This is a genomic window from Vibrio tasmaniensis (genome assembly GCF_024347635.1).
In the GTDB taxonomy this organism is placed as follows: domain Bacteria; phylum Pseudomonadota; class Gammaproteobacteria; order Enterobacterales; family Vibrionaceae; genus Vibrio; species Vibrio tasmaniensis.
Genome location: NZ_AP025510.1, coordinates 1,367,749 through 1,388,458 on the forward strand (window position 1 = coordinate 1,367,749; position 20,710 = coordinate 1,388,458).

The window sequence follows — 20,710 nt, forward strand, 5'->3', positions numbered from 1 at the left end:
CTAAAATTGTGTGATATTGATCAAGAGATACTTTATATAGCATAAATAAATCAACAACTTAGTAAATGCTCGATGTTTACTATTTACCATCTACATCAATGACTTATGGTTAATTATGTGATTCTGCTCATCATTTTATGACGAATAGGTATGATTAAAGCTCATATTGTATTACTTTATATGGAGTTTGAAAATTTAATCAAAGTTTAAACAGATAAACTCTTTATTGAGGGTGACAAAGAATATGACGACTAAACCAGTATTGTTGACTGAAGCAGAAATAGAGCAACTTCACCTTGAAGTGGGCCGTTCGAGCTTAATGGGCAAAACCATTGCAGCGAACGCGAAAGACCTAGAGGCGTTCATGCGCTTACCTATTGATGTTCCAGGTCACGGAGAAGCGGGTGGTTACGAGCATAACCGCCATAAGCAAAATTACACGTACATGAACTTAGCTGGTCGCATGTTCTTGATCACTAAAGAGCAAAAGTACGCTGACTTCGTTACAGAATTACTAGAAGAGTACGCAGACAAATATCTAACGTTTGATTACCACGTACAGAAAAACACCAACCCAACAGGCCGTTTGTTCCACCAAATCCTGAACGAACACTGCTGGTTAATGTTCTCAAGCTTAGCTTACTCTTGTATTGCTTCAACCCTGACACAAGAACAACGTGACAACATTGAGTCTCGCATCTTCGAACCCATGCTAGAAATGTTCACGGTTAAATACGCACACGACTTCGACCGAATTCACAACCACGGTATTTGGGCTGTCGCTGCGGTAGGTATCTGTGGTCTTGCTTTAGGCAAGCGAGAGTACCTTGAAATGTCGGTTTACGGCATCGACCGCAACGATACGGGGGGTTTCCTAGCGCAAATTTCTCAATTGTTTGCACCTTCTGGTTACTACATGGAAGGTCCTTACTACCACCGTTACGCAATTCGCCCAACGTGTGTGTTCGCAGAAGTGATTCACCGTCATATGCCTGAAGTAGATATCTACAACTACAAAGGCGGCGTGATTGGTAACACAGTACAAGCAATGCTGGCGACAGCGTATCCGAACGGTGAATTCCCGGCATTAAACGATGCTTCTCGTACGATGGGTATCACAGACATGGGTGTTCAGGTTGCGGTAAGTGTTTACAGCAAGCATTACTCTTCTGAAAACGGCGTAGACCAAAATATTCTGGGTATGGCGAAGATTCAAGACGCAGTATGGATGCATCCATGTGGTCTTGAGCTCTCTAAAGCCTACGAAGCCGCTTCTGCAGAGCAGGAAATCGGTATGCCTTTCTGGCCAAGTGTTGAATTGAACGAAGGCCCTGAAGGTCACAACGGCGCGCAAGGTTTTATCCGCATGCAGGATAAGAAAGGCGACGTTTCTCAGTTAGTGATGAACTACGGCCAACACGGCATGGGGCACGGCAACTTCGATACGCTGGGTATTTCTTTCTTCAACCGCGGTCAAGAAGTACTACGCGAATACGGATTCTGTCGTTGGGTTAATGTTGAGCCAAAATTCGGCGGCCGTTACCTAGACGAAAACAAATCTTACGCTCGTCAAACGATTGCTCATAATGCAGTCACGATTGATGAACAATGTCAGAACAACTTTGACGTTGAGCGCGCAGACTCAGTACACGGTTTACCTCACTTCTTTAAAGTAGAAGACGAGAAAATCAACGGCATGAGCGCATTTGCTAACGATCATTACCAAGGTTTTGATATGCAACGCAGTGTGTTCATGCTAAACCTTGAAGAACTAGAATCTCCGCTATTGTTAGACCTATACCGCTTAGATTCTACAAAAGGTGGCGAAGGTGAGCACCAATTTGATTACTCTCATCAATATGAAGGTCAAATTGTTCGCACTAACTTCGAATACCAAGCGAACAAAGAGTTAAACACGTTAGGTGGCGACTTCGGTTATCAACACCTATGGAACGTAGCAAGTGGTGAAGTGAAGGGCACAGCACTTGTGAGTTGGCTACAAAATAACACCTACTACACGTGGCTAGGCGCAACGTCTAACGACAATGCTGAAGTGATTTTCACTCGCACAGGCGCTAACGATCCAAGCTTCAACCTACGTTCAGAGCCCGCGTTCATTCTACGTAGCAAAGGCGAAACAACACTGTTTGCTTCTGTGCTAGAAACGCACGGTTACTTCAACGAAGAATTCGAGCAATCTGTAAGTGCACGTGGTGTTGTGAAAGACATCAAAGTAGTGGCTCACACGAATGTTGGCTCAGTAGTTGAAATCGCGACAGAAAAATCAAACGTGACAGTGATGATCAGCAACCAGCTTGGCGCGACTTACAGCACTGAACACAAAGTAGAACTGAACGGCAAAGTATACAGCTGGACAGGCTTCTACTCAGTAGAAACAATTTTAAACCCAGAATTAGCAAGCACAGCAGAGCAGGGGAAATAATAATGAGCTATCAACCACTTTTACTTAACTTTGAAGAAGCAGCAGAGCTTCGTAAAGAACTTGGCAAGGATAGCCTTTTAGGTAACGCACTGACTCGCGATATTAAACAAACTGACGCTTACATGGCGGAAGTTGGCATTGAAGTACCAGGTCACGGCGAAGGTGGCGGTTACGAACATAACCGTCATAAGCAAAACTACATCCACATGGATCTAGCAGGTCGTTTGTTCCTTATTACTGAGGAAACTAAGTACCGTGATTACATCGTTGATATGCTAACAGCGTACGCGACGGTATACCCAACATTGGAAAGCAACGTAAGCCGTGACTCTAACCCTCCGGGTAAGCTGTTCCACCAAACGTTGAACGAGAACATGTGGATGCTTTACGCTTCTTGTGCGTACAGCTGCATCTACCACACCATTTCTGAAGAACAAAAACGTCTAATCGAAGACGATCTTCTTAAGCAAATGATCGAAATGTTCGTTGTTACTTATGCACACGACTTCGATATCGTACATAACCACGGCCTATGGGCAGTGGCAGCGGTTGGTATTTGTGGCTACGCGATCAACGACCAAGAATCTGTAGATAAAGCACTATACGGCCTGAAACTAGACAAAGTAAGCGGTGGTTTCTTAGCGCAACTTGACCAACTGTTTTCGCCAGACGGCTACTACATGGAAGGTCCTTACTACCACCGTTTCTCTCTACGTCCAATCTACCTGTTCGCAGAAGCGATTGAACGTCGTCAGCCAGATCTTGGTATCTACGAATTTAACGATTCAGTGATCAAGACCACGTCTTACGCGGTATTTAAAACGGCATTCCCAGACGGTACATTGCCAGCTCTGAACGATTCATCGAAGACGATCTCTATCAACGATGAAGGCGTTATCATGGCAACGTCTGTGTGTTACCACCGCTATGAGCAGACTGAAACGTTACTTGGTATGGCTAATCACCAGCAAGATGTTTGGGTTCATGCTTCAGGTAAAACACTGTCTGACGCGGTTGATGCAGCAGACGACATCAAAGCATTCAACTGGGGTAGCCTGTTTGTAACTGACGGCCCTGAAGGCGAAAAAGGCGGCGTAAGCATCCTTCGTCACCGTGACGAGAAAGACGACGACACAATGGCGTTGATCTGGTTTGGTCAACACGGTTCAGACCACCAGTACCACTCTGCACTAGATCACGGTCACTACGATGGCCTACACCTAAGCGTATTCAACCGTGGCCACGAAGTGCTGCACGATTACGGCTTCGGTCGCTGGGTAAACGTTGAGCCTAAGTTTGGCGGTCGTTACATCCCAGAAAACAAGTCTTACTGTAAGCAGACGGTTGCGCACAACACAGTGACAGTTGATCAGAAAACACAGAACAACTTCGATACGGCATTGGCTGAGTCGAAGTTTGGTCAGAAGCACTTCTTCGTAGCAGACGACAAGTCTCTACAAGGGATGAGCGGCACGATTTCTGAGTACTACACTGGTGTAGACATGCAACGTAGTGTGATTCTTGCTGAACTTCCTGAGTTTGAAAAGCCACTAGTGATTGATGTATACCGCATTGAAGCTGACGCTGAGCACCAGTACGATCTACCCGTTCACCACTCTGGTCAGATCATCCGTACTGATTTCGATTACAACATCGAAAAAACGCTTAAGCCGTTAGGTGAAGACAACGGTTACCAGCACTTATGGAACGTTGCTTCAGGTAAAGTAAACGAAGAAGGTTCTCTAGTGAGCTGGCTACATGACAGCAGCTACTACAGCCTAGTAACCAGCGCGAATGCGGGCAGTGAAGTGATTTTTGCTCGCACTGGTGCTAACGATCCAGACTTCAACCTTAAGAGTGAACCTGCGCTTATCTTACGTCAGTCTGGTCAAAACCACGTGTTTGCTTCTGTACTAGAAACACATGGTTACTTTAACGAGTCTATCGAAGCGTCTGTAGGCGCTCGTGGTCTGGTTAAATCAGTATCTGTTGTGGGCCATAACAGTGTCGGGACTGTTGTTCGCATTCAGACTACTTCTGGCAACACTTACCACTACGGTATCTCAAACCAAGCTGAAGACACGCAGCAAGCAACTCACACTGTTGAGTTCGCGGGTGAGACATACTCGTGGGAAGGATCATTTGCTCAACTGTAAATGATTAACATACACGTCGTTTAACGATGGCATGTATTGATGTGGTGCTTTGCGGGAACGAAGTACCATGTCATGTTGAGTTGTAAGGGTGTTCGCATCTGAGTAACTGAACGAAATTAATGTCGATGACAAAGAATATCGGGAATAAGTCAAACCGAGTAACTCGTTGCGAGTTGCTCGGTTTTTTTATGCGTATAGGAAAGAGGCTAATGTAATTTGGGAAGGGGAGCACTTTTAATAATCTCTGGCAGTTAATGAATTGCGCTTGTAACGGTGAACCTTTCTTCCATGGTTTTGCGAGGTTGTGCTGGTGGTTTTCATACCGATACAGATAGGATTAGTTTTGAATACGGATTTATGAGTGATTTAAGATTAACGTTTCTCACAGGATGCTTTTTAAATATCTGATTATAAAAATTTGCAGGTTGTGATTCGTTTGGATTTTACTCAATTGGCTGTAGGTTGAAATACTGTTATAGTGATCCTTAAATAATACATAAACATAACATATAAAATAAGTGAACTTATGGTTACCACTTTTAATTCAATTTCGGGCTCGAAGCGCAGCCTGCATGTGCAAGTAGCGCGTGAAATCGCTCGTGGAATATTGTCTGGCGAACTGCCACAAGGTTCTATTATTCCTGGTGAAATGGCGTTGTGTGAACAGTTTGGTATTAGCCGAACGGCACTTCGCGAAGCTGTTAAACTATTGACCTCTAAAGGTCTGTTAGAGTCCCGCCCGAAAATCGGTACTCGTGTAGTCGACCGCGCATACTGGAACTTTCTTGATCCTCAACTGATTGAATGGATGGACGGCCTAACCGATGTAGACCAATTCTGCTCTCAGTTTTTGGGCCTTCGCCGTGCGATTGAACCTGAAGCGTGTGCACTGGCGGCAAAGTTTGCTACTGCTGAACAGCGTATCGAACTTTCCGAGATTTTCCAAAAGATGGTAGAAGTGGATGAAGCGGAAGTGTTTGACCAAGAGCGTTGGACAGATATTGATACTCGTTTCCACAGCTTGATCTTCAATGCGACAGGCAACGACTTCTATCTACCGTTTGGTAATATTTTGACTACGATGTTTGTTAACTTCATTGTGCACTCTTCTGAAGAGGGCAGTACGTGTATCAACGAACATCGTAGAATCTATGAAGCTATTATGGCGGGTGACAGTGACAAGGCGAGAGTCGTGTCTGCAGCACACTTGCAAGATGCCAACCATCGTTTGGTGACTGCGTAGTTGATGCGTAATAGAAATGGTTTAAAGTACGTCTGAGCCATTTCAGATTGAAATGACAGCTTTGTTTAAAATAACGACTTAAAAGGGTATGCCAAGTGCATACCTTTTTTATTACTTACCGTTTACGAAAATTGGCTGCTTTCATATATGAAAAAAGCCAGAGACTGCTGTCTCTGGCTTTGAGTTGTTTGAATATTATAGCTTAAACAATCGGCTAATCATTATGATCGTTAGTTTGCTTTTGTTTCTGCTTTTTCTTCATTTTCAACGTTGAATAAACAGAGAATACAGCTAACAAGATAAACGCGAGTGCAATAGGGCGCTCATAAAGGAAAGACCAACTGCCGTCGTACATCAGCAGTGACTTCCGAAGGTTTGTTTCTGCCATTGGCCCTAAGATGATCGCAAGCAGAATCGGTGAAGAAGGGATATCCAGTTTAGTTAAGATAAAGCCAAGTAGACCAAAACCGATCGCAATACCCACATCAAACATCGAGTTGTTAATTGCGTAAGCGCCAACAATTGAAAGGAAGACAATGATTGGAATCATGATGATCTTCGGTACTTCAATGATGCGGCAGAAGAAGCGAATACCCAGTAAACCAATCACTAGCATCACAAGGTTGGCAACCAACATCGAACTGAATACGCCATAAACCACTTCTGGGTTTTGGGCGAATAGTAGAGGACCAGGTGTGAGTCCTTGTACGATAAGTGCGCCTAAAAGAACCGCTGCCACCGCATCCCCAGGAACACCTAGTGTTAATAATGGAACTAGTGAGCCACCGGTTACGCCATTGTTTCCAGATTCAGCGGCTGCAAGGCCACGAACGGAGCCTTTACCAAACTCTTCTGGGTTCTTAGACGAACGTTTTGCTTCGTTGTAACAAACAAATGCAGATATATCAGCACCAGCACCCGGTACCGAACCGATGGTTGTTCCCATCAAACCACTTTTTATGGCCGTTGGTAGCATTTCTTTGAGGTCACTTTTACTTAATAGTTTGTGGTCAAATTTCGGTGCGACGACTTTCTTCTCAGAAAACAGCTTCTCTAGCTGGTTTAATGCCTCAGACAGAGCGAATAAACCAATCAAGACAGGGATGACATTGATTCCGCTGTAAAGATCCATGATGTCAAAAGTAAACCTTGGCACACTGCTAATTGGGTCTAACCCAACAGTAGAAACTAAAAGTCCTATGGTTCCAGCAAGTAATCCTTTAAAAATGTTGTTTGAAGAAACACTCGCAATAATCGTTAAACCAAACAGAGCGAGTGCGAAGTACTCTGGCGCATTAAAACGCAATGCAAAGGTCGCCAATTTAGGTGCAATTGCAATAAGGACGATAGTACTGAGTAACCCGCCAATAAATGAAGCAACAGCCGAAATACTTAATGCTCTTGCTGCTTGTCCTCTCACTGCCATGGTGTGGCCGTCGAGTACACTTGCTGCAGACGCTGGTGTCCCTGGTGTTTTAAGCAGTATTGCGGCAATTGAACCACCGTAAATCCCACCAATGTATACACCAATTAACATCACGAGGGCTGACGTCGGTTCCATGCCAAAGGTAAACGGCAGGAGAATCGCAACGCCCATCGTCGCCGTTAGGCCGGGTAGTGCACCTAAAATAACGCCACCCAGTACACCAAAAACAAGGACAGGAAGCACTGCAAAACTCACAGCTGTTGCGAGACCATCGATTAGATATTCAAACATTATGACCTCCTATGACCAGGTTGCTTCAGGAAGCGCGATGTAGAACACCTCGCCAAACAAATAGTAAACCGCAAAAACAAAGACAACGGCGACAACGTAATAGATTGGCTTCTTCACTTTGAAGTAAACGAGGTAAAACATAAATGCAATCAAACTCGCGTAAAGGTAGCCAACCACACTGATGAGTAATGCGTATCCGATAAGAAAGGCCACGCCGAAAATCGACATCTTGCTTATCATCGCCTCTTGTTGCTCTGAGGCGCCTTTGAGTTTGTGTTGAACGATGAGAACAATGCAGATAGCAATCTGAGCAATCACAATCATCATCGGGAAGAATTTTGCATCAACACTTGCATCTTGATACATCGGACGATCAAATTGAGTAATCAACGCGAGTGCTATTGCGCTCAATATGATGATTATGGAAGGGAAAACAACATTCCGATTTAAGTTGGCGTTAGACATAGAATTTACCCCTAAAAAGTAAAGCAAGGGAAAGGTACAGACCGATAAAAAGGCACAACTGATCGTTGTGCCTCTGGATGAATGTTATTGAATGAGTTCAGTAAGCGATTTTGTATCTTCGGAAACGAAGGTAGTGAAGGCTTTATCGTCAAGATTGTGGATAGTCATTGCGCCTTTTGCCATGAAAGACTTGAACTCTTCACTGGCCATTGCTTGATCAAATGCAGCTCCTAGTTTCTCGATTACTGCATCGGGTGTATCTTTCGGAGCACCAATACCACGCCATGTTCCTGTTACTACATCAATGCCTTGCTCTTTCAAAGTTGGAACATCGGGAATGTACTGAATACGTTCTTCTGACATGACACCCAATGCTTTTAGTTGGCCTGAACGAAGCTGAGCGATAGCCTCACCCGGTGTTACCATGGTTACGTCTGTATGGTGGCCCAGTACTGCAGGAATCGCTTCAGAAGCACCGTTGTAAGGGATAGCGTTGAGTTTAATGTCTTGGTCTTTTTCAAGAGACATTAAGTAGAAGTTTGGCGCAGCGGTTGAAGCAAATTTCACGCTGCCTGGATTTTCTTTGGCTTCCTTAATCAGATCATTAATGGTGTTGTATGGGCTATCTGCTGCAACCAATACAACCGCCGGGTCAAGGTTGACTAAGCGAATGAGCCTAAAATCGTCGGCGGTGTGACGCATCAAACCCATTTGAGGAAGTGAAGCGATTTCACGAGTTACAACTGTTAACGTGTAACCATCCGCACGCTGTTGAGCACCAAAGCTCATCCCAACGGCGCCAGCACCACCCGTACGGTTCATGATTGAAATGTTTTGTCCCAAAATGTCTTTCGCACTATTTGCAAGGGTACGACCAACGGCATCGGTACCGCCGCCCGCGCCAAATGGGACAACTAGACGAATGTTCTTGCTCGGGTAGTCAGCTGCAATCGACGTTGCAGAAACAAGTATGCCGGCTGCCAGCATGATGGATTTCAATAATTTACTCATAGTAAGTTCCTTCTGTTTCTAATTATTAGCGATATGTTTTTGTAGGGTTTTCTGCTTTTTCTGTTTGGTATTCGTGCATGGCTAGCTGTTCAATAGCCACCGCTATCCAGCCACTGATCAGCATGTCATACCATTGTTGTACGCCACTGCAGGCAACAACCACGTTTCCGTAAACAAACGAACCATAAAACAGTAAGTCTTCGTCACGTAATGAAGATGGGTGTTGAGAATGAAGTGTTAGATTACTTGTCGATTCTCGCCATGCTTGCTGAGCTTTCTTACGAGCAAGGTGATCAAACTTGATAGTCCAGCTATCAGGGGTTCCTAAAGACTCTTCATAAAGAATGGCGTCTTGGAAAGAGGCTTCCCAAGGCTTGAGATGTGGATTCATAACGACAATATGCAGTTCTTTTCTATTGGTTCTTTCAAACAGCTTGTCGATAGAGGGTTTAACGATATCGATAGCGTCTTGAGTGATATCTTTCATTGAGCGCATGCCACTTGTCCTTATGTCTGGTTAGATATATAGAATATTGTATGACAATTTTTCTTCAATTGATGAAGCTCTGGAAGTCGCTTTCGATCACAAGTAGAAGTCTCCTAAATAGACTTCAGTCTTGTTTTAACCATGATGTTAAGAAATTAGTGTGATGTTGGTCTTTTTAAGGCGTGATATGAATAGGTGTCGTTTCAGTTCGATTGCGGCTGATTATCAGAGTGTGCATATCAGTGCTTATTGGCGTGACTGTGTGAACTAATTTGTCGTGGAAAGTTGAGCGTAGCAATCGGATATTGGATTAAATTATCGGATAGATATGAAAACCTTAGATAATTTATTCTTTAAGATTTTAAAGTCGGGTCTTTGAAATTTACGTGACAATATGCGTTTGTTTTCGTGACGGATTCTTAAAATCGATAGTAGTAAAATTAAGTGAACTCGTCGGTTTCATGATGGGGTTTTTCTTACATTAATTCTAGTAAGGGCCATTTTGATTTTCTAATTTAAGGTGTTGAATTTTAATGAATATTAAATTTTTAAGGATGGTTGCTTTACAAAGATAAGGTAGGATTTAACGTTGAGTTTGTTATTCAGTTGCAAAGTCATCGTATACGCATGTTTGTCGTTCCGTTACTTGTTAACCAACTATTTTTAATAGGTGGAACTACGTATCCTATATAGATCAATATTGGTTTTTCATTAGGTAATCAAGTTGCCATTTGCTTGGTTTATTACCAATGTAAAGCGTGCCTTTTTATCATTATTCACAATATAAGTCGCGGTCTGCTAAGTATCCAATTCGGCCCAATTATTATAATAAGAGAAGTAATAATTGGGGCCTATTTCCGCGATTTAAGATCTCAATCACCCTGCTTATAGGTGATATTCAAGGTATCTAGAGGGATGTATATTTGATAGCGATCACTTGTATGATGAATGATTTCCCAGATATATAGATCGTGGTCACTTATTTAGAGTATTGTACTACAAATGATTTCACTGTTTACCTATAGTCCGTGTAACAAATTACAACGGACAAAGGATACACGATGGAACTCAACACGATTATTGTCGGCATTTATTTCCTATTCTTGATCGCGATAGGTTGGATGTTTAGAACATTTACAAGTACTACCAGTGACTACTTCCGCGGGGGCGGTAACATGTTGTGGTGGATGGTTGGTGCAACCGCTTTTATGACACAGTTTAGTGCATGGACATTCACCGGAGCAGCAGGTAAAGCCTATAACGATGGTTTTGCAGTAGCGGTTATCTTCGTAGCCAACGCATTTGGTTACTTCATGAACTACGCGTACTTCGCTCCTAAGTTCCGCCAACTACGTGTAGTGACGGTAATTGAAGCTATCCGCATGCGTTTCGGTTCAACGAACGAACAAGTATTCACTTGGTCTTCAATGCCGAACTCAGTGGTATCTGCGGGTGTGTGGTTAAACGCATTAGCAATCATTGCTTCGGGTATCTTCGGTTTCGACATGAACATGACTATCTGGGTGACTGGCCTAGTGGTATTGGCGATGTCGGTAACAGGTGGTTCATGGGCGGTAATCGCATCTGACTTCATGCAGATGGTTATCATCATGGCGGTAACGGTAACTTGCGCGGTTGTAGCGGTTGTTCAAGGTGGTGGTGTTGGTGAGATTGTTAACAACTTCCCAGTACAAGATGGTGGTTCGTTCCTTTGGGGCAACAACATCAACTACCTAAGTATCTTTACGATTTGGGCATTCTTCATCTTCGTTAAGCAGTTCTCAATCACGAACAACATGCTTAACTCTTACCGTTACCTAGCGGCTAAAGACTCAAAGAACGCTAAGAAAGCGGCACTGCTAGCCTGTGTACTTATGCTTTGTGGTGTATTCATCTGGTTCATGCCTTCTTGGTTCATTGCAGGTCAAGGTGTTGATTTATCAGCGGCTTATCCGAATGCAGGTAAAAAAGCGGGTGACTTTGCTTATCTATACTTCGTACAAGAGTACATGCCAGCAGGGATGGTTGGTCTATTAGTTGCCGCGATGTTTGCAGCGACAATGTCTTCAATGGACTCAGGTCTAAACCGTAACTCAGGTATCTTTGTTAAGAACTTCTACGAAACAATCGTTCGTAAAGGTCAAGCATCAGAGAAAGAGTTAGTAACCGTATCTAAAATTACTTCAGCGGTATTTGGTTTCGCTATTATCCTAATCGCACAGTTCATCAACTCATTAAAAGGTTTGAGCCTGTTTGATACGATGATGTATGTCGGTGCTCTAATCGGTTTCCCAATGACGATTCCTGCATTCCTTGGCTTCTTTATTAAGAAGACTCCGGACTGGGCTGGTTGGGGTACGCTAGTTGTTGGTGGTATCGTTTCTTATGTGGTTGGTTTTGTTATCGATGCAGAGATGGTAGCAGCGGCGTTTGGTCTTGATACTCTAACAGGACGTGAATGGTCTGATGTTAAAGTTGCGATTGGTCTTATTGCTCACATAACGCTAACCGGTGGCTTCTTCGTACTATCTACAATGTTCTACAAGCCTCTATCAAAAGAACGTCAAGCGGATGTTGATAAGTTCTTTGGCAACTTAGATACACCATTAGTAGCTGAATCGGCAGAGCAAAAAGTGTTGGATAACAAACAACGTCAAATGCTTGGTAAGCTTATCGCTGTAGCAGGTGTTGGTATTATGCTGATGGCTCTTCTGACTAACCCAATGTGGGGACGTCTAGTCTTCATCCTATGTGGTGTGATAGTGGGTGGTGTAGGTGTTCTACTTGTGAAAGCGGTCGATGACGGTGGCAAGCAAGCTAAAGTGGTAACAGAAAGCTAATACATAGCGAATACTTGGATAGAATGCGACGACTCGAAAGGGCGTCGCATTTTTGTTTCACAGATTTTAATCTTTATCAGTAAATGCTCATGACATTAGCTTTCAAGTGAGAAAGTAATTTATGCCGCTATAGAGAGTAGAAAAATATTCTAGAAGGGATGAGCAGCTTAGTCGGCCAACCACATTATTGGGAATGAGCAGCTAAACCTTGAGTCTTTATCTAAGCTTTTGATTATGAAGCAGGGCATAGGCGGCAAGAGCAAGACTTTTCCATCCAAGCAAAATTAATTTAAACATAACTGTGTAACAAATCTGTTGTGACTGTTAATAGTATGACATATAGCGCTTGTTATTTTACCGGTGAACGGTTTTTAACCCATCATATAGTTCCGGAAATATAAAACGTGGCTGTATTCTCTCTTAAAGTGAACCCCCGTCACAACTTGCATCGAACCTTCGAATCAATGCCCTAAAACTATTGCGTAACGAGAAAGACGTAGTTATTATAATGAGCATATAATCATACAATACTATATTTGGAGTTTGAACATGACTAAACCTGTAATCGGTTTCATTGGCCTAGGTCTTATGGGCGGCAACATGGTTGAAAACCTACAAAAGCGTGGCTACCACGTAAACGTAATGGATCTAAGCGCTGAAGCTGTTGCTCGCGTTACAGATCGCGGCAATGCGACTGCATTCACTTCTGCTAAAGAACTAGCTGCTGCAAGTGACATCGTTGAGTTTTGTCTTACAACTTCTGCTGTTGTTGAAAAAATTGTTTACGGCGAAGATGGCGTTCTAGCGGGCATCAAAGAAGGCGCAGTACTCGTAGACTTCGGTACTTCTATCCCTGCTTCTACTAAGAAGATCGGTGCAGCTCTTGCTGAGAAAGGCGCAGGCATGATCGACGCTCCTCTAGGTCGTACTCCTGCACACGCTAAAGATGGTCTTCTGAACATCATGGCTGCTGGCGACATGGAAACTTTCAACAAAGTTAAACCTGTTCTTGAAGAGCAAGGCGAAAACGTATTCCACCTAGGTGCTCTAGGTTCAGGTCACGTGACTAAGCTTGTAAACAACTTCATGGGTATGACAACTGTTGCGACTATGTCTCAAGCTTTCGCTGTTGCTCAACGCGCTGGTGTTGATGGCCAACAACTGTTTGATATCATGTCTGCAGGTCCGTCTAACTCTCCGTTCATGCAATTCTGTAAGTTCTACGCGGTAGACGGCGAAGAGAAGCTAGGTTTCTCTGTTGCTAACGCTAACAAAGACCTTGGTTACTTCCTTGCACTTTGTGAAGAGCTAGGTACTGAGTCTCTAATCGCTCAAGGTACTGCAACAAGCTTACAAGCTGCTGTTGATGCTGGCATGGGTAACAACGATGTACCAGTAATCTTCGACTACTTCGCTAAACTAGAGAAGTAATCGACGTACGACCTCGCTAGGGTATTGCCTGTCTGTTAGGCGGCGATACCTCAGCGAGGTTCGTTTTTATCTACACAAAGTCTTATCTACAAGCCCGTTTTATCCAAATTACGATTTATCTGCAATTCCGCTGTATCAACAATTCCCTGTTTGCTCCCACGGTTTCACTCTTTCTCGCAAAGCCCGTTATCGTCAGCTCTACTCTCTAGCTCTACCTTTTTACTTCTTACTGTTCTGCCTGCGTTAAACGCAACCTTTTGCTAGTTCATTTAAGCTCAGCCTTTTCAGCCTTTCAATGCTTCAATGCTTCTTGCTAACACTTCATTTCCTTAGACACTCTTTGTTATAGACGCGCATTGTTAGACATCAACTGACTCACCATTTTCATCTATTTCAAAGTAGCGTTGATGTGTGGTCGTTCGCGCGGCTGAGCAATCACGTCCTCAATCGTCAATGAAAAGCAAAAAAAAGCCCACACAGCTGGTGACTGTGTGGGCGTATTCGGACTAGCCGTCTGGACAAACCAATGCGCAAGACAAGTGAAGTAACGATTAACGAGATCCCCCGACAGTTTCTACATTAAACGTGTTCAATGACCTTAAAGCATGTTGCTTCAATTACCACTTTGAATTGCGCAAAAGTATCCAGAAAGAACTTAAGTTATGATTAAAATACACCATACCTTAAGAGTAATTGTATTACAAATAAATATAAGACTTGAATGGTTTTAGTGAATGCTTAGTTGAAGAAAATGTGATTTGGCACTCGTTTCATGTCGAAACTCGACGAGTTTTTTAAAAGGGAATGAGTTTATGAGTTAGTTCTATTTGAGATTTATAATCTTCCTACTCTCTGGTGTGCTTAGCTTTTACGAGAGAGCAAGGCGCTCTTAGCTGTTGCTAGTGACCATAATTTGCCTCTCAACACACTTTTAAATCAGAAAGCCTCTATGGAGTTGCGTATCTTCTCATTTCTTTTATCAATCGATATATTTGTATTATAAGAATATGTAAAATTTGAACTTGTCGAGATGATGAAGTTAGATAAACGGCTTTAGTGTCATCATTGTCGATCTCGTTTTAGCTCTTAATGCTGTACCTTAAATACAATAATGGATTTCATATGAAACAGGTCAATATAAAAAGCGTCTTAGCTGTCTCTATCATTCTCGCAATATCTGGTTGTGCTTCTAGCACCAAGTCAAATATTTTAACGCCGACCGTTATTACGGCTAGCAGTCACGACGGTAACGGCCCTGATCGGCTCTTTGATCAAGATATCACGACTCGTTGGTCTGCAAACGGTGCCGGTGAATGGGCAATGCTAGATTACGGTTCGGTGATTGAAATCGATGCGATTCAAGCATCATTTAGTAAAGGGAACCAACGCCAGTCTAAGTTCGATCTGCTCGTCAGTGTTGATGGCGAAAACTGGACAACGATTTTAGAAGGTCAATTAAGCTCGGGAAAAGTGATTGGTTTAGAGCGTTTTCAGTTCCAACCAGTGCAAGCACGCTATGTAAAATATGTAGGTCACGGTAACAGCAAAAACAGTTGGAACTCAGTTACTGAGCTTGCAGCAATTAACTGTGGAATCAATGCTTGTCCGGTAAGCCATATCATTACCGATGATGTGGTTGAAGCTGAGAAAGTGATGATCGCTGAAATGGCCGCAGCAAGTAAAGCACTTAAGGAAGCTCGTAAAGATTTACGTAAAGGTAACTTTGGGGAACCAGCGGTATATCCTTGTGAAACCACAGTAAAATGTGACACTCGTACTCCTTTACCAGTACCGACTAATCTACCTAAGTCGCCACTTGCGGGTAATGCACCAAGCGAAAACTTCGATCTAACGACATGGTATTTATCTCAACCTTTTGACCACGATAAAAACGGCAAGCCAGACGACGTCTCGGAATGGAACTTAGCGAATGGTTATCAGCATCCAGAAATTTTCTACACAGCAGACGACGGTGGTTTGGTATTCAAGACATACGTGAAAGGCACACGCACCTCAAAGAATACTAAATATGCACGTACAGAGATGCGTGAGATGCTACGTCGTGGTGATACATCTATTAGCACTAAAGGTGTCAATGAGAACAACTGGGTATTTAGTTCGGCTCCGGTTGAAGATCTAAAAGCTGCAGGCGCGATTGATGGTGTTTTAGAAGCAACGCTTAAGATTGATCATACAACGACAACCGGTGACGCGCACGAAGTTGGCCGTTTCATCATTGGTCAGATACATGATAAAGATGATGAGCCCATTCGTCTTTACTACCGAAAATTACCGAACCACGAAACAGGGACGGTTTATTTTGCTCATGAGAATACCAACGAAGGAACGGATAACTATTTCAACTTAGTCGGAGATATGACAGGAGAGATCGGCGACCAAGGTATCGCACTTGGCGAGACGTTTAGCTACCGCATCGATGTAAAAGGTAACATGATGACGGTTAAGCTGATGCGCGAAGGTAAAGATGACGTTGTTCAAACGGTTGATATGAGCGAAAGTGGCTACGATCAAGGTGGGCGTTACATGTACTTTAAAGCGGGTGTTTACAATCAAAACATCAACGGCGATCTTGATGATTATGCCCAAGCGACATTCTACAAAATAGCGACGTCGCACGATAAATATCAGGAATAACGAATCAGTTACACATACAAAAATGGCCGCTAGTACTAGCGGCCATTTTTTGTTGTGTTCATCGGTTAGTTCCAATTGCATTTCACAACTCCAATGATCTTGCGTAACTAATTGATCTTAATTAACTGAGTATGGAGAGTATGGAGAGAGGGGTATTTGGATATAAAAAAGGCTTAGATATTGTCTAAGCCTTTTTAAAGCACACGTTAGAGATGGTTCATGAGAGCGATTAAAATGAGTATGTAACACCAACGCGTGTTTTCAACTGACGTTCATTCTCTTCCGCTGAGCCGTAATCTGATGTCCAAAATTCAACGTAAGGTCTTAGGTTATCGAATTTATAGCCGATTTTTACACCTAGATCCCATTCCCAATCTTCTCCATTCGCTTTGACTTGATCTTCATAGCTTTTGACGTAGTTCGCCTCATAACTTAACTGAAGGTTTTTCAAATCTTCGTTTTGGAATTTATAAGCGCCAGTCAATGTAAATTTGCCTTGCTGGACCGTCTCACCAGCTAATGCAATTTTTTCGCCGTTAACTTTTGTGAGAGAACTGCTTGAACTGTCGGTGTAATTTTGGAATTCATGGCGGTAACGAAGAGCCGTTGTTAGGCCGAAGTCGGCTTTATACCCAACACGAAACTGTGGTTTAAATGTTGTTTTTTCATCGCCGAACGTAATGGGCATACCTGGCTGCAAATACCATTTGTCATCTAACGCATAGCGAACACCCCAATCAAATTCAGAATCTCCGCGCTCCAATTGGTTATAGATATCGCCTTGTGCATTTGGAGCGAACTTTTGTTCAACGCCAAAATATAGCTTTGCCTCGTCTGCTATTTTCGTACTTCCGCCAATTTTAATACGATGCGCGTATTTATCGTCTTCATGCTTATGTTCTGCACGGTAATCAAGAGTTGCGCCAGTCGCAGTGCCTGCAAGAAGAGTTGTAGCAACAATTGCAGCAATTTTTGTAACAGAGTTCATACCTTTGTCTCACTATTATTTTTTTATTTTGGATACATCCAATATACCCATGGCTCACAAATCAACACCATAAATGGTATTAAATTAATGTATGACAAATATGGTATTTATTCCTGAGTGGTATTTCTGTGAGATCTATCAAAAGTTCCGAATAATGACCTGTTTATATAGCTAAATGTAATGAATGTCTCAATTAGAGCTCTAGTTGGCAAATCAATCATGACTTAGTTCTCATATTGTTAAGCTTTGAAAATACGTCATTTAAATTGCGTTAAAATAAGACAAATAAAGTGTTTTTACATTTCCTAATGACGATGGGAACAGTCTCGACTGTTAGAAATAGCAGTCGTAGCAAAAGGCAAAGCCAGTAAATACGAGGCAGGTATTTGAAATTGGTTTAGAGATGTTGTTTTGCAGGTGATTTGTTCAAGTTAAAGAAAATCGTGATGACGAATGAGTGTTCAAAAAAGCAGTTTCTGTACTGAGAGTGTACTCAGTATCTGTTAACAATAAAGGATGAGTCATGTTTAAGAAAAACATATTAGCAGTGGCGTTATTAGCGACCGTGCCAATGGTTACTTTTGCAAATAACGGAGTTTCTTCCCCCGTACCTGCCGATAAATTCGATATGCATAATTGGAAAATAACCATACCTTCAGATATTAATGAAGATGGTCGTGTTGATGAAATAGAAGGGGTAGCTATGATGAGCTACTCACACAGTGATTTCTTCCACCTTGATAAAGACGGCAACCTTGTATTTGAAGTGCAGAACCAAGCGATTACGACTAAGAACTCGAAAAACGCTCGCTCTGAGCTACGTCAAATGCCACGTGGTGCTGACTTCTCTATCGATACGGCTGATAAAGGTAACCAGTGGGCACTGTCGAGCCATCCAGCAGCGAGTGAGTACAGCGCGGTTGGCGGAACGCTAGAAGCGACGCTAAAAGTGAATCACGTTTCAGTTAACGCTAAGCACCCAGAAAGATACCCAGCTCACTCGGTGGTTGTTGGTCAAATACACGCGAAGAAACACGATGCATTGATCAAAGCAAAAACAGGTTATGGGCATGGTAATGAACCACTGAAGATCTTCTACAAAAAGTTTCCTGACCAAGAGATGGGTTCAGTGTTTTGGAACTATGAACGTAACCTAGAGAAGAAAGATCCAAACCGTGCCGATATCGCTTATCCAGTGTGGGGTAACACTTGGGAAAACCCAGCGGAACCGGGTGAAGCGGGCATTGCTCTTGGTGAAGAGTTTAGCTACAAAGTGGAAGTGAAAGGCACCATGATGTACCTAACGTTTGAAACAGAGCGTCATGATACGGTTAAGTATGAAATCGACCTGAGCAAGGGTATTGATGAGCTTGATTCACCAACGGGTTATGCTGCAGATGATTTCTATTACAAAGCGGGCGCATACGGCCAATGTAGCGTGAGCGATTCTCACCCTGTATGGGGGCCAGGTTGTGGCGGTACTGGCGATTTCGCTGTCGATAAAAAGAATGGCGATTACAACAGTGTGACTTTCTCAGCGCTTAAGTTGAATGGTAAATAACACATATCAGAACCAGTAGGCTTGCTAGACGCAGTCCTTAAGGAATATTTTCGAAGACCACTTAACCGAATGTTGAGTGGTCTTTTTGCTTTATATGAGCTTTAAGATGACCTTGTTATTAATGTGACCTTGGTATAAAAGAGGGTGTACCTGAAGCCTATCAATGAAAAGTACAGCTAAAACAAAACAACCTTGTCAAAAGACAAGGTTGTATTAGAAAGTTCGGGTAAAGCTCTGGTGGCAATTAGATACGGAGTTTAGTCATACATCAATTCATTCGCTTTGTTCGCATCAAATTCCTTTAAAGACTTACGCGCCAAGTGACGGAATGGGAACGCTTTAACGACTTCTTCGAATGGTTGGATAGCAAACGCCCAAAAGATAGAACCGTCTAATCCAAAGATGATCAATGCACATAAAGGGATTGAAATTACCCATTGACCAGTAAAGTTGATTTTGAAGACTGCGGTTGTTTTTCCTAGTGCTCTCAATACATTTCCATGGACTGTGTTGTAGCCACGAACAATCGGCAAGAAGATGTAGAGTGGGGCGATAACGGTCAATGCTTGATACGTAGATTCGTCCAAGTTCGGGTAAATGTCACCAATCACCAGACTTAAGCCAGCGAACAAAATTGCACACACAAAAGAAATGACTACTGCAATATCAATACTGGTATCGACGTTTTTGACTAGGTCATCCATCTTTTTAGAGCCAATCGCTTGGCTGATAGTAATGGCAGAAGAGTGGGCCCAAGCAGTAATAAATTGAGAGACAGCCCTGATCCAAGGCATCACCAAAGTAATCGCAACGTAGGCGTTGATGTTAAGTTGCGAATACAGTAATTGGTAAATTGTGGCACCAATCAATAACATGGTTACATTTGCTGCGACAGGGAATATCTCGATAAAGTGACGGCGAACGTTGGTCATGAACTCAGATCGCTGGGCGTCTAATCTTAGTGAAATTGCTGAGCTCGAATACACGCAAAGAACCAAGTATACAAGGCGAAGGATGATAGCAATAACACTGCCTAGCGCGGCGCCTTGAACACCAATACCTTCGAAATTTGAAAAGCCGTGAATGAGTCCATAAGAAAGAACTGCGTTGATCGGCAATTCAATCAAATACCCTTTAAACGGTATTTTGGTTCTTCCTAATGCATTAAATAGGGCGATAATCACTTGCGTTAATGCTGTGAAAATGACGAGATACTTTGAGATATCAAGGTAGTGGCTGATTTCTAAGTAAAGGGCTTTATCGTCGGTTAAGGCTTGAATTAAAGGCTGTTCTAAAAAGGTGAGCAGAAACCAAAATATTGTCGCGATACCTAAGTTGATGAACAGACCAGCCCAAAACGCTTTGGATAGTGAAGCGGTGATGCCAGAACCCACGGCGCGGCTCAATACTAGCTGAGTGCCGTTTGCCAGCGCCATTTGAATGCCTAGTACAAAGGCAACCATAGTCGTCGCAATTCCCATGGCAGCCAAAGGTATTTCACCAAGAGGAGAAACCAGCAGCGTGTCGATCATCAACATCGACTGCATCAATATACCGTTTAGGGCTAGGGGCCAAGCGAGAGAGAAGTTTTTCCTAACATACGATTGCGAAGACACAAACAACACCTTATGTGTATAACCGTAAGTTTTCTCTGAGAGGACCCGAGTTCACCATTTAAAGGTGAAACACTACGGTAATGGATGGTTAAAAAAA

General features: G+C 42.9%; 13 protein-coding genes. 7 read left to right on the forward strand and 6 right to left on the reverse strand.

The window, feature by feature from the left end; genetic code table 11:
• Positions 1 to 244 precede the first annotated feature (244 nt).
• The 3 genes from OCV44_RS06275 to OCV44_RS06285 all read left to right on the forward strand — a co-directional run bounded on the left by OCV44_RS06275 (position 245) and on the right by OCV44_RS06285 (position 5,842).
• Positions 245 to 2,443 carry a heparinase II/III domain-containing protein gene (locus OCV44_RS06275; protein ID WP_139685007.1) on the forward strand — a complete coding sequence of 733 codons (2,199 nt, stop codon included), beginning with the start codon at positions 245 to 247 and terminating at the stop codon, positions 2,441 to 2,443.
• Between the two features lie 2 nt (positions 2,444 to 2,445).
• On the forward strand, positions 2,446 to 4,599 hold the full coding sequence (locus tag OCV44_RS06280) for a heparinase II/III domain-containing protein (protein ID WP_139685006.1): 2,154 nt from the start codon (positions 2,446 to 2,448) through the stop codon (positions 4,597 to 4,599).
• Positions 4,600 to 5,125: 526 nt separating this feature from the next.
• Positions 5,126 to 5,842: a FadR/GntR family transcriptional regulator gene (locus OCV44_RS06285; RefSeq protein ID WP_076655418.1), complete on the forward strand. Its 717-nt coding sequence runs from the start codon at positions 5,126 to 5,128 to the stop codon at positions 5,840 to 5,842.
• A 214-nt stretch (positions 5,843 to 6,056) separates the two neighbouring features.
• Here OCV44_RS06285 and OCV44_RS06290 read toward each other — a convergent pair whose 3' ends face one another.
• From OCV44_RS06290 to OCV44_RS06305, 4 genes are all read right to left on the reverse strand, one after another.
• On the reverse strand, positions 6,057 to 7,559 hold the full coding sequence (locus OCV44_RS06290; RefSeq protein ID WP_139685005.1) for a tripartite tricarboxylate transporter permease: 1,503 nt from the start codon (positions 7,557 to 7,559) through the stop codon (positions 6,057 to 6,059).
• Positions 7,560 to 7,568: 9 nt separating this feature from the next.
• Positions 7,569 to 8,024 (reverse strand): tripartite tricarboxylate transporter TctB family protein, encoded by a 456-nt coding sequence (locus OCV44_RS06295; RefSeq protein ID WP_139685004.1) that lies wholly within the window; start codon positions 8,022 to 8,024, stop codon positions 7,569 to 7,571.
• Between the two features lie 84 nt (positions 8,025 to 8,108).
• Positions 8,109 to 9,035 carry a tripartite tricarboxylate transporter substrate binding protein gene (locus tag OCV44_RS06300; RefSeq protein WP_139685003.1) on the reverse strand — a complete coding sequence of 309 codons (927 nt, stop codon included), beginning with the start codon at positions 9,033 to 9,035 and terminating at the stop codon, positions 8,109 to 8,111.
• A 25-nt stretch (positions 9,036 to 9,060) separates the two neighbouring features.
• A complete protein-coding gene (locus tag OCV44_RS06305) occupies positions 9,061 to 9,531 on the reverse strand; it encodes a hypothetical protein (protein ID WP_139685002.1) in 471 nt (156 codons plus the stop codon).
• A gap of 1,052 nt (positions 9,532 to 10,583) precedes the next feature.
• Between OCV44_RS06305 and OCV44_RS06310 the strand changes: the two genes are divergently transcribed.
• The 3 genes from OCV44_RS06310 to OCV44_RS06320 all read left to right on the forward strand — a co-directional run bounded on the left by OCV44_RS06310 (position 10,584) and on the right by OCV44_RS06320 (position 16,448).
• Positions 10,584 to 12,362, forward strand: coding sequence for a sodium:solute symporter family transporter (locus tag OCV44_RS06310; RefSeq protein ID WP_139685001.1), 1,779 nt, complete (start codon positions 10,584 to 10,586; stop codon positions 12,360 to 12,362).
• A 549-nt stretch (positions 12,363 to 12,911) separates the two neighbouring features.
• Entirely contained in the window at positions 12,912 to 13,793 is an 882-nt protein-coding gene (locus OCV44_RS06315) for an NAD(P)-dependent oxidoreductase (protein ID WP_102474757.1), read from the forward strand.
• Between the two features lie 1,122 nt (positions 13,794 to 14,915).
• Positions 14,916 to 16,448, forward strand: a complete 1,533-nt coding sequence (locus tag OCV44_RS06320) for a polysaccharide lyase family 7 protein (RefSeq protein WP_139685000.1) — start codon at positions 14,916 to 14,918, stop codon at positions 16,446 to 16,448.
• 229 nt (positions 16,449 to 16,677) lie between these two features.
• On the opposite strand, the gene OCV44_RS06325 is transcribed toward OCV44_RS06320, so the two are convergent.
• Positions 16,678 to 17,436, reverse strand: a complete 759-nt coding sequence (locus OCV44_RS06325; protein ID WP_139684999.1) for an oligogalacturonate-specific porin KdgM family protein — start codon at positions 17,434 to 17,436, stop codon at positions 16,678 to 16,680.
• 523 nt (positions 17,437 to 17,959) lie between these two features.
• Here OCV44_RS06325 and OCV44_RS06330 point away from each other — a divergent pair.
• Positions 17,960 to 18,997: a polysaccharide lyase family 7 protein gene (locus tag OCV44_RS06330; protein WP_139684998.1), complete on the forward strand. Its 1,038-nt coding sequence runs from the start codon at positions 17,960 to 17,962 to the stop codon at positions 18,995 to 18,997.
• A gap of 257 nt (positions 18,998 to 19,254) precedes the next feature.
• On the opposite strand, the gene OCV44_RS06335 is transcribed toward OCV44_RS06330, so the two are convergent.
• On the reverse strand, positions 19,255 to 20,622 hold the full coding sequence (locus OCV44_RS06335) for an MATE family efflux transporter (protein ID WP_139684997.1): 1,368 nt from the start codon (positions 20,620 to 20,622) through the stop codon (positions 19,255 to 19,257).
• Between the last annotated feature and the right edge of the window lie 88 nt (positions 20,623 to 20,710).